The organism is Flavobacteriales bacterium, assembly GCA_029248105.1.
GTDB lineage: Bacteria > Bacteroidota > Bacteroidia > Flavobacteriales > UBA7312 > UBA8444.
Window position 1 is genome coordinate 1 of sequence record JAQWJZ010000031.1, and the last position, 13,550, is coordinate 13,550.

Sequence of the window (13,550 nt, forward strand, 5' to 3'; positions counted from 1 at the left end):
ACCTGTTGTAGATAGACCAACCATGTTCTTTGAAATTATTCAACGAAAAGGAGCGCAATCCTTTGGTAAAGGAAACTTCAAAGCCCTATTTGAAGCTATCGAAAGAGAGCAAGGCAATAGAGGTACTTTGTAATATGAATAGGACAAATAAAAAAGCCCCAAAATGGGGCTTTTTTTATGCTCAATATTTGATGTTATTTGAGTTTAATGTTCAGCTCATCAAGCTGGGCATTGTCAATAATTGATGGAGCATCAATCATCACATCTCTTCCTGAATTATTTTTTGGGAAAGCGATAAAGTCTTTTATGCTTTCTTGCCCACCAAATAACGAACAAAGACGATCAAAACCAAAGGCGATACCGCCATGAGGAGGTGCCCCGTATTCAAAAGCATTCATTAGGAAGCCGAATTGGCCTTTAGCTTCTTCTTCCGTAAAGCCTAAGTGTTGAAACATCAATCGCTGTAATTCTTTGTCATGAATACGGATAGAACCGCCGCCTAGCTCTGTGCCATTCATAACCAAGTCGTAAGCGTTGGCTCGAACTGCTGCAGGATCACTTTCCAGCTTATCAATATCGTGTGGCTTAGGTGAAGTAAAAGGGTGATGCATAGCATGGTAGCGTTCTGTATCTTCGTCCCATTCCAAAAGTGGGAAATCAACCACCCATAGAGGGGCAAATACATCTGGATTTCTTAGTCCTAACTTTTCAGCAACTTCCAAACGCAATTCGTTCATTTGCTTACGCACTTTGTCGGTTTCTCCTGACAATAAGAACATTAAGTCGCCAGGCTCGGCATTCATTTTTTCTGCCCATTTGGCTAAATCTTCTTGACTGAAAAATTTATCGACTGAAGACTTGAACGAGCCATCGGCATTGTACTTGCAATAGATAAGTCCCTTAGCACCAATTTGTGGACGCTTAACATAGTCCGTCATAGCATCCAATTGCTTACGTGTCCAATCGGCACACCCTTTAGCGCAAATACCAAGCACTAATTCGGCACTATCGAATACTACGAAGTTATTCTGTTGAGTTATGGCATTCATCTCGTTAAAAGTCATGCCAAAACGAATGTCAGGTTTGTCCGATCCATAGATACGCATAGCATCGTCATAGGTCATTCGTGGAAATTCTTCTAATTCTACGCCTTTTATTTCTTTCAATAAGTGGCGAGTTAACCCTTCGAAAGTATTTAATATATCTTCTTGCTCAATGAAAGACATTTCGCAGTCTATTTGAGTAAATTCTGGTTGTCTATCGGCTCTTAAATCTTCATCTCTAAAGCATTTTACAATCTGATAGTATTTGTCAATACCACCCACCATAAGCAATAGCTTAAAGGTTTGGGGCGATTGTGGTAAGGCATAAAACTGACCTTCATTCATTCGTGATGGTACAATAAAATCACGAGCTCCTTCAGGTGTTGATTTGATGAGGTAGGGGGTTTCTACTTCGATAAAATCTTGTGCATCTAAATACTTTCTAGTTTCTGTCGATAGTCGGTGCCTTAACACCAAATTATCACGAACTGGATTTCTTCGAATATCCAAATAACGGTACTGCATACGCAAATCATCACCGCCATCTGTTTCATCTTCAATAGTAAAAGGAGGTGTCTTTGAAGAGTTTAGTAGGTTTAAAGCACTTACTTCAATTTCTATTTCTCCAGTAGGGATATTCTTGTTTTTACTAGATCGTTCTATGACTTTACCCACAACTTGTATTACGTACTCACGTCCTAACTTTCTTGCTTTTTGGCACAAGTCCGCATTGGTATCCATATTGAAAGCCAATTGAGTGATGCCGTATCTATCTCTCAAATCGACAAAAGTCATTCCACCTAAATCTCTTGTTTTTTGTACCCAACCGCTGAGGGTTACTTCTTCTCCAATATTTGAGTGGCGCAAATTGCCACAGTCGTGTGTTCGTAACATGATAATTGACTTATTTAAAGTTCGTAAAATTACGACTTATTTAATTTCTATAAGATATTTGAAATGATTACTTTAAAACTTTACTTTTGCTAGATGTTACAAGATCATTCAGACGACTATTTTATGAAAAAGGCTTTGGACGAAGCCAAAAAAGCTAGGGACTTAGATGAAGTTCCAGTAGGTGCCGTAGTGGTATGCGACAACCAAATTATTGCTCGTGCTCATAATTTTACTGAACGCTTGAACGATGTAACGGCTCATGCCGAGATGCAAGTATTTACGGCGGCGGCAGACTATCTAGGTGGCAAGTATTTGAATGAATGCACTTTGTATGTGACTTTAGAGCCTTGTGTAATGTGTGCTGGAGCATCGTATTGGACACAGCTTAAAAAGGTTGTGTATGGTGCAAGTGATGAAAAGCGAGGATTCAGAACTATGGCAGGAAATGTATTACACCCTAAGACAGAATTAATAGCAGGGATAATGGCGGAGGAGTGTGGTGAAATAATTACAAATTTCTTTGCTAGTAAACGCCAACTAAAGTAATTTTGTACCATCTAAAAAAATAAGATTATGTATCCAGAAGAAATTTGTACCCCTATGCGTTTGGATTTGACCGAAGCCGGTTTTGAAGAAATGCGCAATGCTGAAGAAGTAGATGCTGTTCTCTCTGAAAAGAGTGGCTCTGTTTTGGTAATGATAAATTCGGTGTGTGGTTGCGCTGCAGGTAATGCCCGTCCGGCAGTAAAAATGGCTGCCAAGCACTCTAAGAAACCCAATAAATTAACGACTGTTTTTGCGGGACAAGATAAGGAGGCTGTAGCCAAGGTAAGAGATTATTGTTTGCCTTACCCTCCATCATCGCCATCAATAGCTTTGTTTAAAGATGGTGAATTGGTTCACTTTATTGAAAGACATCATATTGAGGGACGTCCAGCTGAGATGATTGCTGAAAACTTGATGCAGGCTTTTGACGAAAACTGCTAATTAGTTACTTTTTTAATACCGTAGGCACTTTGAAATAATCCGAATCTTTTGCCGGAGCATTTTTAAGTGCCTTTTCTTTTGTCAGGTGTTCACCTATTTTATCCTCTCTCAATTTATTAACCTCTTCATTGATATAAACAAGAGGTTCAACATCATCGGTATTTAAGGTATTCAGCTCATCAACGAAGTTTAGGATTTTATTTAAATCCTCTTCCATTTTGCTTTTAGCATCTTCACTAAAGTCCAGCTGACTAAGCTTAGCGAGTTTTTCAATGAGTGTTTTGTCAATTTTCATATCGAATCAATTCCTTTTCAATGATATTAAATACTTTATTTTTCAATTCCTCAACACTATAGCTAGAACAATTTTCTATCGGTTGATGAATGGTTACTCTAGCTTGTTGTGGTTTTCCCTTCAAATATTGAATAGGAAAAATACGTTTATTATCGGCAAAGGTAATAGGAATAATGCTAACATCTTGCTCAACGGCCAATCGAAATGGACCATTTTTAAATTTTGCTAACCTTTCACTACTGATTGGAATGCCACCCTCTGGAAAGATAACCATATTTTGACCTTCCTTTATCCGTTGACCAGCCTCTTCGAAAGCCTGATAAGAATTCCTTAAACTTTTACGGTTAATCAAAACATTGAAACGCTTATAATAATAACCAAAAATAGGGTACTTGCTCAAGGACTCTTTACCGATAAATGAGATGGGTTTTTTACTTAGAAAAAACATCATGGGTATATCTAGTGTAGAAGTATGGTTACTACAAAAGAGATATTGTTTTTTTGGGTTTAGTTTATAATCCTTTTTCACCTCAGGAAAGATGCCGCTAGCATACATCATAAATTTGCTTTGACGATGCAAAAAGAAGTAAAGAGCAGGGTAATACTTGGGGCTAAGAGTCATGAAAAGAGTAATTGGCAGCAAGGCCACAAAGGGTACGGCAAAGGTAAGAGCGAACCACAATCGCCACAATAAACTCAGTATGCCTTTGAATATTTTCATTTATGCAAACAAAAATAGCTATTTCGATGGCATATTTACAGCAATTATTATTTTTACATTTTAAAATTAACAGATGGCAAGAGTTTTAACGGGTATACAGAGTACAGGAGTCCCTCATTTAGGTAATATTTTAGGGGCGATTGTTCCTGCTATAGAGTTATCTAAAAATCCTGCTAATGAGAGTCTATTGTTTATAGCGGATTTACATTCCTTAACTACAATTAGGGATGCGGAATTACTAAGACACAATACCTACGCAACTGCTGCTACTTGGTTAGCTTTCGGCTTTGATACTTCTAAAAATTTGTTTTATCGACAGTCTGATGTTACCGAAGTATGCGAACTCATGTGGTATCTGAATTGCTTTACGCCATTTCCTATGTTGGCAAATGCTCATTCTTTTAAGGATAAATCTAATCGCTTGTCCGATGTTAATTCGGGTTTGTTTACTTATCCTGTCCTTATGGCGGCAGATATATTATTGTATGATGCCGAGATAGTACCTGTGGGAAAAGATCAGCAACAACACCTTGAAATGACGAGAGATATTGCTGGTTCTTTTAACCATACTTATGGCGATACTTTAGTTTTACCAGAAGCACAAATAGATAAGCGGGTAATGACTATTCCAGGTACTGACGGACAAAAGATGAGCAAGTCATACCATAACTTTATTGACATTTTTTTACCAGAAAAGAAATTACGTAAACAAATCATGGGCATTGTGACCGATAGCACACCTTTAGAAGAACCTAAAGATTGGGAGTCGTGCAATGTATTTAAGTTGTATGAATTGTTAGGGTCGGAATCTCAAATTGCTGAATTGAAAGCCCAGTATGAAGGTGGTAATTTTGGTTATGGACATGCTAAACAAGCGTTATACGAACTTATTTTGGAGCGTTTTGCTAAGCAAAGAGAACGGTTCAACCATTTGATGGAAAATACCGACGAGATAGAGTCGGAGCTGTTAAAAGGGGCTGAGAAAGCCAAAGTTATTGCCCAGTCAGTACTGCAAAGAGTACGACAAAAAGTGGGCTACTAAAGGGCACAAAAAAAGCAAGTGTTTGATTGACTTAGAAACCGTATCCCACTGTAAGTTGAAAGTTCGGCAATACTGGTCCGAAGAACGCACTACCTTCTATAGCATCTAGCTTATCACCATCGGGCCCGTTAAACTCAGGTCCTGAGCTAAATAACATGCCTAAATCTAATCCATAGATTAAGCCTTTGTAGGCGGGAGTCCCAACGTTTATGCCAAAATAGGCTACTGGGTTTTCTTTGTAATCTGCTGTAAACGTATCAGCACCATCAACAATGGTGTTTTCAATAGATCCAACGGCAAGTCCAGTATTTACTCTAAACCATGCTGTTTTTTGAAAGGGTTGATGACTCAGAAATAGCCCCATCCAAGAGCTACTAGCGGTTAGCGTGAAATCGTCACCCAATTCGTCAATAGTTGGACTTAGTGGCGCTTCACCTTCAGCAAAGCCACCCATACCAATATTGATAGATGTTCTTTCGGAATGGTGGTAAGTCAAGTTAAGTCCTCCACCAAAAGGACTAATTCCTACACTTATAGCATAGTTAGCATATTCTTTATCCCTTTTTTGAGCAAATGAATTAAAGCCTAGAAATAGTGTAGCAAGGCAACATGTAATTAACCGTTTCATAATGATTCGTGAGTTAAGAGTTAATGACATAAAGATAGAAAATTAACTTTAAGTCATTATGAAAGAAAAGTCAGAAAGCAGAATAAATCATTATTTGACTTCTAGGCCATACTTGTTTCTGTACTTTCTGTTGAGTGCTTTTTGCTTGTTGTCTAGGTCTACCTTTTGGCCTTTAATAAAAGCGTGAATAACATCATTGCCCATCATATCTAAGGCATCGCCTTTTGAGATGAAGAATGTGGCATCCATACCCGCTTTAATTTGCCCTGTATGTTCGTCAATTCCTAAAATTTGAGCGGTATTTAATGTCAAGGCGGCTACTGCTTCTTCATAAGGTAATCCGTGAGCTACGGCAGTACCAGCAGAGAATGGTAGGTTACGTTGTCCCATTGCTTCCATATCACCTTGATAGCAGAAGCCGAATTTAACACCTGCTCGGTGTAAGATAGCGGCTTGTTTGTAGGGCATATCAACGGCTGTACTTTCAGTACTCGGTAGTCGATGAATACGGTCGAGTAGAACAGCTACGTTATGTTCTTTCAAGAAGGCTGCCATTTTATGGGCTTCTTTTGCTCCTACGATAGCCATATGCTTTATTCCCATTTCTTTAGCAAACAAGATAGCGTCGGTCATTTCTCTTTGCAAATTGGCGTGAATGTATAATCTTTTATCACCGCTGAACAGTCCTTTCATAGCCTTCATTGGCAAATCGTTGATGTTGCTTTTGCTTTCATAATAACTCTTACTCTTCACAAAATAATCTTTCAGCTCTTCAGATTGCTGGTCGTATTCTTTAGTTTTTTCGATATCACCCGGTTCAGCCCACCAGCCTGTTTGCACAAAATAGCGAGGCCAATTGAGGTGGATACCATCATCCGCTTTTAGTACGGCATCTTCCCAGTTCCAGCCGTCTAATTTCATGACTGAAGATGAGCCAGTGATACGTCCTCCTTGCGGGGCAACTTGAGCCAATAAAACCCCATTGCTTCGTATGGTAGGAATAATGACACTTTCGGCGTTGTAGGCGATTAGTGAGCGTACATGAGGCTTAAACGTTCCTGTTTCTCTATAGTCATTAGTGGCTCTTACAGCACTAATTTCGGTAATACCTAGAGTGGTATTAGTCGCTATAAAAGCAGGATATACGTGGTGGTCGTAAATATGTATAATAGTGTCAAAAGCTTGTGGATTTATTCTAATAATTTTGGCATTTGCTACCATTTCAAATTTACCATCATTAACTGAAATAGCTGATACATCAATAGATTCGCCATTACCGAGGTGAGCTTTACCACCAAGATATAAAATGTGTTGTCCAAAACCGATGAGTGGAGTAACTAAGAGTATTAAAATTAGATTTTTCATTATATGATTTTTAGTGATTATGACCATCATGTTTGCCGTCTTCAAGAGTGTCACAATGGTAATGAATTTTTGCTTCGGCTTTTACTGTTTGCGTGGGTTTTCCTGCTGCTTTATCGCTCAGCATTTTTTGAATGAGTCGAGCTCTTTCTTTAGTATTGCGTTGTCTTAGGTTCATATCTTGTTCAGCATCAAAATAGCAACGTCCATCGACATAAGTTTGTTGTACTTTGGCATATACCGATAGGGGGTTGTCTGTCCATAATACGATATCGGCATCTTTGCCTGATTTTATACTCCCTACTCTATGGTCGAGGTGTAATAATTTAGCTGGGTTTAGGGTAACCATTTTCCAAGCTTCTTCTTGACTAATGCCGCCGTATTTCACAGCTTTGGCGGCTTCTTGATTGAGTCGTCTAGCCATTTCTGCATCGTCAGAATTTATAGCGGTCACTATACCCATATCAGCAAGCAGAGCAGCATTGTAAGGAATAGCATCGTTAACCTCAAACTTATAGGCCCACCAGTCAGAAAATGTAGATGCTCCAGCCCCGTGTTTTTTCATTTTGTCAGCCACTTTATAGCCTTCTAAAATATGGGTAAAAGTATTTAAGGTAAAGCCCATAGAATCGGCTACGTGCATGAGCATATTGATTTCGGATTGAACATAGGAATGGCAAGTAATAAAGCGTTCTTTGTTGAGGATTTGAACTAGAGTATTCATCTCTAGATCTTCTCTCGGAGCTTGTGTTTTTCTTTTTTCAGATAAAGAAAGGCTATTGTATGCTTTCCATTCTTTTTGGTAGGCTCTTGCTCTTAGGAAATGATCGTAAAATACCTGCTCTACACCCATACGTGTTTGTGGGAAGCGAATACGTTCGTAATCGCCCCAATTGGATTGTTTAACGTTTTCCCCTAGCGCAAATTTGATGAAGCCATCTGCTCCTTCGAATTTCATTTCGTCTGGAGTACTTCCCCATCGGAACTTCACAATTCCAGATTGCCCACCGATAGGGTTGGCAGAACCATGAAGTAGTTGTGCTGTGGTAACACCGCCAGAAAGTTGACGATAAATATTGATGTCGTCAGAGTTGATAACGTTAGCGATACTGACCTCTGCACTACTAGCTTGTGAGCCTTCGTTTACGCCACGACTAATAGCGATATGTGAGTGTTCGTCAATAATACCAGAGGTTAGGTGCATTCCTTCAGCATTTATCTCTGTGAATTCTTCTTTTTTGAAAATATCTTCAGCAATAATATCAATACCTACTTTAACAATTTTGCCTTGCGAAATGGCTACGTCTGCTTGTTCAATAGTACCTACATCTTCGTTAGTCCATACGGTAGCTTTTCGGAAAATGATATTTTTTTGAGATGGTTTTTCAGTCCAGCCGTAAGCCATATTCGGATACCAAGACTCTCCGTAATACAACTCTGCCGACTCTTCCATTTCCGTTTCTTCTTCTTCAAACTCTTCGATAAGCTGTGCTGTCCAATTGAATTTTTGCCCCTTAGGGTTAACGCCTTTACCGACAAGAATACTGCTATCTTTTAATGCGTTAATTCTGTAAACCCCATCTTCTGTTTCGTATTGTAGGTTGAGGTGCGGTCCTTCTTGCGAGAGCTTTACTTTGAAGTCTAGAGAATCTTTCAATAATTTAGCATTGTATTTTTCTAATGAGCCAGTAATTTTTAGGGTATCATTTTCTGAACTAATGTACTGACCTCTGAAGTCGAACACTTGAGGAGTGTTAATCTTATATTCTTGCCCTTGCACCCAATTACTAATTAGGGAAGCATCTTCAAAAATGGGTGCTGAACAAATGATAAAATTAGCTAGTTTACCTTTTTCCAGAGTACCTAATTTATGGCTCATCTCTATCATTTCTGATGGATTTGTGGTAAGAGCCGCTAAGGCATCTTCCTCGCTAAGGCCGTATTCTATCGCTGTTTTTATTTTGTCTAAAAGCTGACTTTTCTTTTCCAGTTTAGAGCTTGTAAAAGCCACAAACACACCTTTGTCAAAAAGTACTGAGGGATTAGTTGGTGCCAATTCCCAATGTTTCATTTTTTTGAGTGATACCATTTCGGCAGCTTGTGGGTTACTCACGTCGTAAGCATCGGGAAAGTTAAGAGGGATAACCATTGCGAAGTTAGTATTTACAATATCGTCTATGCGTTGGTATTCATCGCCATTTCCGATAACGGTATAGTCTATTTCGAATTCATCGGCTATTTTATGTATTCTAAAGATGTCTAATTTGTCTTTGACCTCAAAAAACTGAGGAAAGTCTTGTAAATTATTCCAAGCTTCAAGTGAGCGGTTGTATTCTTTGGTATTGCCTTGAGCATACCATTCAGCATCTAGGTAGCTTTGGTGCAGCAAGGCTAATGTGCCCATTAAAGAGCTGGGGTATTTTTGTCTTGATGTGCCTTTGCTTAGCGAGTAATGAGCACTGGCTATTCCTTTCAAAATACTTTTGTTTTCTGTGCCTTCAGCTAATGTAGCTACTAGTCCGCTACCTCTTGCTATTCCATTGTTTTGATGACTTAAAACGACACCAAAACCTGCTGAACGTAAGCTTTCTGCTTCGTCTTTGTTGTAACCAAACATACTGTTGGCATCAAATTCAGGGTGAATAGCTTCATTCCAACCCGCACCACTTTTAGTATTGCTTTTGTACTGAGGCGATGGTTTCCAGCTTACTTTTTTGGGCTTTTCTAATCCGTAGGAGGTATTTAAATCGATGAAAGAAGGATAAATGTATTTTCCTTGCATGTCGTGAACGATAGCACCTGCAGGAATTGTAGTGTCCGCATCGGCTCGTATAATTTCATCACCACGGATAATAAGCGTTCCATTTTCTATACGATCTTGTGGTGAAATGACCAATGTCGCATTAATGAAAGCGTGGGTAGATTCGTATGTATTAACCACACCATTGACTGGAAATGTATGCTGAGCGTAAGTAGATAAACTTATGCTTAAACAAGTTAGAATTAATAAAAGATACTTCATTGTTAATTGTTAATTTTGGGGTGTTAAATTACAAATTACTGACGGATTTAATTCCTTACCTTTACCAAAAATTATTTTTATGTATATCGGACTATTACACTTACACTCTAACTTACCTTTTCTGCTTTTAGTATTGATACTAGCTGTTTTGGTTAAATCTTTAATCGGTTGGATTCAATCTTCCCCATTTGATAAACGGTCTAATAAGTTGGTTTTATTTGCTATGATAACCGCTCATGTTCAATGGCTTGTTGGAGCTATTCTTTACTTTGTTAGCCCAAACGTTAAAAGTTTAGGAGAGGCTATGGGAGATTCCCTTTCTCGCCTTTATGCTTTAGAGCACCCTTTGATGATGACTATTGCGCTAGTGCTTTTGACTATTGCACGTTCTAAGTCTAAAAAGACCGATGACTCTAGCAATCATCGCAGAACATTTATATTGTTTGCCATTGCAACGCTTTGTATAGTATGGTGTTTACCTCCAAGTTGGTTATAGAATGAGTCAAAAACTTACTCATGACTTTGTTGAGGAAAAAGCCGTTTTGGTTGGTTTAATAACCAATGATCAAAACGAAACACAAGCCAAAGAATATTTGGAAGAATTAGATTTCTTAGCCCATACGGCTGGTGCTATTGCTGTTAAGCATTTCACCCAAAAAGTTTCTGTTGCTAATCCTAAAACATTTGTTGGCAAGGGTAAGCTTATTGAGATTAAAAAATTCATCAAGGAGCACGAAGTTAATTTAGTCATTTTTGATGATGAGTTAGGACCTTCACAGCTGAGAAATATAGAAAAAGAGCTCGAGTGTAAAATATTAGATAGGAGTAATTTGATACTCGACATTTTTGCTTCAAGAGCTCGAACAGCCCATTCTCGAACACAAGTTGAACTAGCACAATATCAATACCTTTTGCCTCGATTGACACGTATGTGGACTCACCTCGAGCGACAAAAAGGGGGTATTGGTATGCGTGGACCTGGAGAAACGCAAATAGAAACCGACAGACGTATCATTCAAGATAAGATAGCACTTCTCAAAAAGAAATTGGTCAAGATTGACAAACAAAAAGCCATTCAAAGAGGCAACAGAGGGGCGTTGGTAAGGGTAGCTTTGGTAGGCTATACCAATGTGGGAAAATCTACCATTATGAACCGTTTATCCAAGTCGGAAGTGTTTGCCGAAAACAAATTGTTTGCTACCTTAGATACTACTGTTAGAAAAGTGGTTATTGGCAACTTACCATTCTTATTGTCCGATACGGTAGGTTTTATTCGTAAACTACCACACCAGTTGGTGGAAAGTTTTAAATCTACTTTGGACGAAGTAAGAGAGGCTGACATCTTGTTGCACGTAGTGGATATATCGCATCCTAATTTTGAAGAACAGATAGATATCGTTAATAAGACTTTGGACGAGATAGATGCCGCTGAAAAACCTACCGTAATGGTTTTTAACAAAGTGGATGCCTTTACCTATGACAAAAAAGACGAGGACGATTTAACACCATCTACTAAGGCAAATATATCCCTAGATGAGTGGAAACGTACATGGATGGCTAAAAGTGGAGAAACTATTTTTATATCGGCATTGCAGAAAGATAACTTCGATGCATTTAGAGATATGCTCTACGAAATGGCAAAAGTAATCCACGCTAAAAGGTTTCCCTACAATAGCTTTTTGTACTAATTTTTTTTTATATTTGGTACTAACGTACTTTAAAACGTGCGGTACTTAAGCCTTATTGTTATGAAAAAAATCATTTATCTACTTCTCATATTTGCTATTCCGGATTTAGCATTTTTACAAATTTCTTCTGATCAATTGTTACGTTTGAACAATATTGACAGCCTTGTCCATTTAAATGCTATTGCAAGTCCACAAGCTGGACAATTGGCATTTGTTGTTTCGGATAGTACAACCTATCATTATGATGGGGAACTGTGGGTTACTTTTACTACTGATACGTTATCACTTATTATGGATGAAGATGAAGACACATGGGTGAGAGTAGATAATGGAAGTGATAATGATGTGATTGATTTTGTTAATGAAGGAACTCACCATTTTAGGTTGACTAGGGGGCGACTAGATGTATTTAATAGCGGACATAGTGTATTTATTGGAGAAGGGGCAGGAGCTCAAAATACGGGTAACCTTTCTACCAATATAGGAGTTAGAAATGTTGCTGTTGGCTATCAAGCTTGGGGTTCAGTTGCAGGTAACGATAATGTAGCTATAGGCTATAGGTCAATGATGAATAATAGTAATTCAAGTCCTTTTCATGGTAGTGTCGCTGTAGGCTCACAAACTCTTCAATATAACCGTGGCGGTGAGAATACAGCCGTAGGAGCTACCTCTTTACGTCTGAATACTACAGGTATTGATAATACAGGATGTGGTTCGTCTACTTTATATAATAATAAAATCGGAAGTAATAACTCTGCTTTTGGTAGTGCTGCATTATTCTTGAATACAGGGGATGATAATTCAGCTTTTGGAAAAGATGCCTTATATAACAATATAGCAAGTGGTAACTCTGCTTTTGGATTGTCGGCTTTAAAAGCGAATACTACTGGAAGTGATAACTCTGCTTTTGGTAAGGAAGCTTTAAATAATAATTCTTTGGGGAGTAGTAATTCTGCTTTTGGTGTTAGGGCTATGACGGGAAATACAACGGGAAATCAAAACTCTGCTTACGGTAGTCAATCATTGTCATCTAATGGACAAGGGAATAATAATTCCGCTTTTGGTAATCAAAGTTTGCTTTATAACACAACAGGATATAACAATTCTGCTTTTGGCTCACTTTCTATGGTTAACAATTTAACTGGTTATGGTAACTCCTCATTTGGACATAATTCATTAAGTGATAATTTATATGGAGATAATAATTGTTCTTTCGGTCATAGCTCTTCTTTAGAAATTTTTAACGGTGAAAATAATTGTGCTTTCGGTTATTTAGCGTTAAGGCAAAACCAAAATGGACACCGAAATTGTGCATTTGGAGCACTTGCTTTAACGTCGGCTAAAGGGGATAATAATATTGGTATAGGCTCCGAAGCTCAAGTCGCAAATGCAATGGGAAATAATCAAGTGCGAATAGGCAATGCTGGTATTACACATGCAGCAATACAAGTTGATTGGTCTATTTCTTCCGATTTGCATTGGAAGGAAAACGTGAGGGATTTGCCCTATGGCTTGAACCTTATTTCTAAATTACGTCCAGTGGATTATTTGCGCAAAAACTCCCCAAAAAAGGTCGTGAAGTGGGTTTTATTGCTCAAGAATTGGTTAAGGTTTTGGAAGAGGTCGGCTTTGACAATCAAGGCTTTTTAACTCAAACAGACCAAGGGCATTATGAGGTGCGATACAATGATTTTATTCCTATTGCCATTAAAGGCATTCAAGAACAGCAACAACAAATTGAGGAGCTGAAAGCTAATTATAAGCGACTCTTAGAGCGTTTGGATGATTTGGAGCAATCAAAAAATTAACCCTTTATTTTTTTAGGTAATTTGTCCCAAACCAATTGATAGGAATGATCTATCCACTCT

14 protein-coding genes are annotated in these 13,550 nt (G+C 38.3%); 8 read left to right on the plus strand and 6 right to left on the minus strand.

The window, feature by feature from the left end:
- Positions 1-133 (plus strand): 4-hydroxyphenylpyruvate dioxygenase (locus tag P8I29_06015; protein MDG1917356.1); only part of this gene is annotated, 133 nt, incomplete at its 5' end.
- A gap of 61 nt (positions 134-194) precedes the next feature.
- On the opposite strand, the gene aspS is transcribed toward P8I29_06015, so the two are convergent.
- Entirely contained in the window at positions 195-1,937 is a 1,743-nt protein-coding gene (aspS, locus tag P8I29_06020; GenBank protein MDG1917357.1) for an aspartate--tRNA ligase, read from the minus strand.
- Between the two features lie 93 nt (positions 1,938-2,030).
- On the opposite strand from aspS, the gene P8I29_06025 reads away from it, so the two are divergent.
- A complete protein-coding gene (locus P8I29_06025) occupies positions 2,031-2,483 on the plus strand; it encodes a nucleoside deaminase (protein ID MDG1917358.1) in 453 nt (150 codons plus the stop codon).
- Between the two features lie 27 nt (positions 2,484-2,510).
- Positions 2,511-2,924: a BrxA/BrxB family bacilliredoxin gene (locus tag P8I29_06030; GenBank protein ID MDG1917359.1), complete on the plus strand. Its 414-nt coding sequence runs from the start codon at positions 2,511-2,513 to the stop codon at positions 2,922-2,924.
- Between the two features lie 4 nt (positions 2,925-2,928).
- Here the strand turns inward: P8I29_06030 and gatC are convergent, their stop codons facing one another.
- Positions 2,929-3,219 (minus strand): Asp-tRNA(Asn)/Glu-tRNA(Gln) amidotransferase subunit GatC, encoded by a 291-nt coding sequence (gatC, locus tag P8I29_06035; protein MDG1917360.1) that lies wholly within the window; start codon positions 3,217-3,219, stop codon positions 2,929-2,931.
- Positions 3,209-3,940 carry a lysophospholipid acyltransferase family protein gene (locus P8I29_06040; protein MDG1917361.1) on the minus strand — a complete coding sequence of 244 codons (732 nt, stop codon included), beginning with the start codon at positions 3,938-3,940 and terminating at the stop codon, positions 3,209-3,211. The genes gatC and P8I29_06040 overlap by 11 nt, the downstream gene beginning before the upstream one ends.
- A 73-nt stretch (positions 3,941-4,013) precedes the next feature.
- On the opposite strand from P8I29_06040, the gene trpS reads away from it, so the two are divergent.
- Entirely contained in the window at positions 4,014-4,982 is a 969-nt protein-coding gene (trpS, locus tag P8I29_06045; GenBank protein ID MDG1917362.1) for a tryptophan--tRNA ligase, read from the plus strand.
- Between the two features lie 31 nt (positions 4,983-5,013).
- On the opposite strand, the gene P8I29_06050 is transcribed toward trpS, so the two are convergent.
- The 3 genes from P8I29_06050 to P8I29_06060 all read right to left on the minus strand — a co-directional run bounded on the left by P8I29_06050 (position 5,014) and on the right by P8I29_06060 (position 9,994).
- Complete coding sequence (locus P8I29_06050; GenBank protein MDG1917363.1) at positions 5,014-5,610, minus strand: hypothetical protein; 597 nt, start codon at positions 5,608-5,610, stop codon at positions 5,014-5,016.
- Positions 5,611-5,700: 90 nt separating this feature from the next.
- Complete coding sequence (locus P8I29_06055; protein ID MDG1917364.1) at positions 5,701-6,975, minus strand: amidohydrolase family protein; 1,275 nt, start codon at positions 6,973-6,975, stop codon at positions 5,701-5,703.
- Positions 6,976-6,985: 10 nt separating this feature from the next.
- Positions 6,986-9,994: an amidohydrolase family protein gene (locus P8I29_06060; protein ID MDG1917365.1), complete on the minus strand. Its 3,009-nt coding sequence runs from the start codon at positions 9,992-9,994 to the stop codon at positions 6,986-6,988.
- Between the two features lie 79 nt (positions 9,995-10,073).
- Between P8I29_06060 and P8I29_06065 the strand changes: the two genes are divergently transcribed.
- Genes P8I29_06065 through P8I29_06080 form a run of 4 tightly spaced genes read left to right on the plus strand, consistent with a single transcriptional unit; the run spans position 10,074 to position 13,490 of the window.
- Positions 10,074-10,490, plus strand: a complete 417-nt coding sequence (locus P8I29_06065) for a hypothetical protein (protein ID MDG1917366.1) — start codon at positions 10,074-10,076, stop codon at positions 10,488-10,490.
- Position 10,491: 1 nt separating this feature from the next.
- A complete protein-coding gene (gene hflX / locus P8I29_06070) occupies positions 10,492-11,682 on the plus strand; it encodes a GTPase HflX (GenBank protein MDG1917367.1) in 1,191 nt (396 codons plus the stop codon).
- 60 nt (positions 11,683-11,742) lie between these two features.
- The gene (locus P8I29_06075; protein ID MDG1917368.1) at positions 11,743-13,332 is read left to right on the plus strand and encodes a hypothetical protein; all 1,590 of its coding nucleotides are present in this window, start codon (positions 11,743-11,745) and stop codon (positions 13,330-13,332) included.
- Positions 13,296-13,490, plus strand: a complete 195-nt coding sequence (locus P8I29_06080; protein MDG1917369.1) for a hypothetical protein — start codon at positions 13,296-13,298, stop codon at positions 13,488-13,490. The genes P8I29_06075 and P8I29_06080 overlap by 37 nt, the downstream gene beginning before the upstream one ends.
- Positions 13,491-13,550 lie beyond the last annotated feature (60 nt).

Excerpts from the sequence above, each read along its gene's own strand:
- aspS (MDG1917357.1), bottom strand. The coding sequence starts at position 1,937 with ATGTTACGAACACACGACTGTGGCAATTTGCGCCACTCAAATATTGGA.
- P8I29_06025 (MDG1917358.1), top strand. The coding sequence starts at position 2,031 with ATGTTACAAGATCATTCAGACGACTATTTTATGAAAAAGGCTTTGGAC.
- P8I29_06030 (MDG1917359.1), top strand. The coding sequence starts at position 2,511 with ATGTATCCAGAAGAAATTTGTACCCCTATGCGTTTGGATTTGACCGAA.
- gatC (MDG1917360.1), bottom strand. The coding sequence starts at position 3,219 with ATGAAAATTGACAAAACACTCATTGAAAAACTCGCTAAGCTTAGTCAG.
- P8I29_06040 (MDG1917361.1), bottom strand. The coding sequence starts at position 3,940 with ATGAAAATATTCAAAGGCATACTGAGTTTATTGTGGCGATTGTGGTTC.
- trpS (MDG1917362.1), top strand. The coding sequence starts at position 4,014 with ATGGCAAGAGTTTTAACGGGTATACAGAGTACAGGAGTCCCTCATTTA.
- P8I29_06050 (MDG1917363.1), bottom strand. The coding sequence starts at position 5,610 with ATGAAACGGTTAATTACATGTTGCCTTGCTACACTATTTCTAGGCTTT.
- P8I29_06055 (MDG1917364.1), bottom strand. The coding sequence starts at position 6,975 with ATGAAAAATCTAATTTTAATACTCTTAGTTACTCCACTCATCGGTTTT.
- P8I29_06060 (MDG1917365.1), bottom strand. The coding sequence starts at position 9,994 with ATGAAGTATCTTTTATTAATTCTAACTTGTTTAAGCATAAGTTTATCT.
- P8I29_06065 (MDG1917366.1), top strand. The coding sequence starts at position 10,074 with ATGTATATCGGACTATTACACTTACACTCTAACTTACCTTTTCTGCTT.
- hflX (MDG1917367.1), top strand. The coding sequence starts at position 10,492 with ATGAGTCAAAAACTTACTCATGACTTTGTTGAGGAAAAAGCCGTTTTG.
- P8I29_06075 (MDG1917368.1), top strand. The coding sequence starts at position 11,743 with ATGAAAAAAATCATTTATCTACTTCTCATATTTGCTATTCCGGATTTA.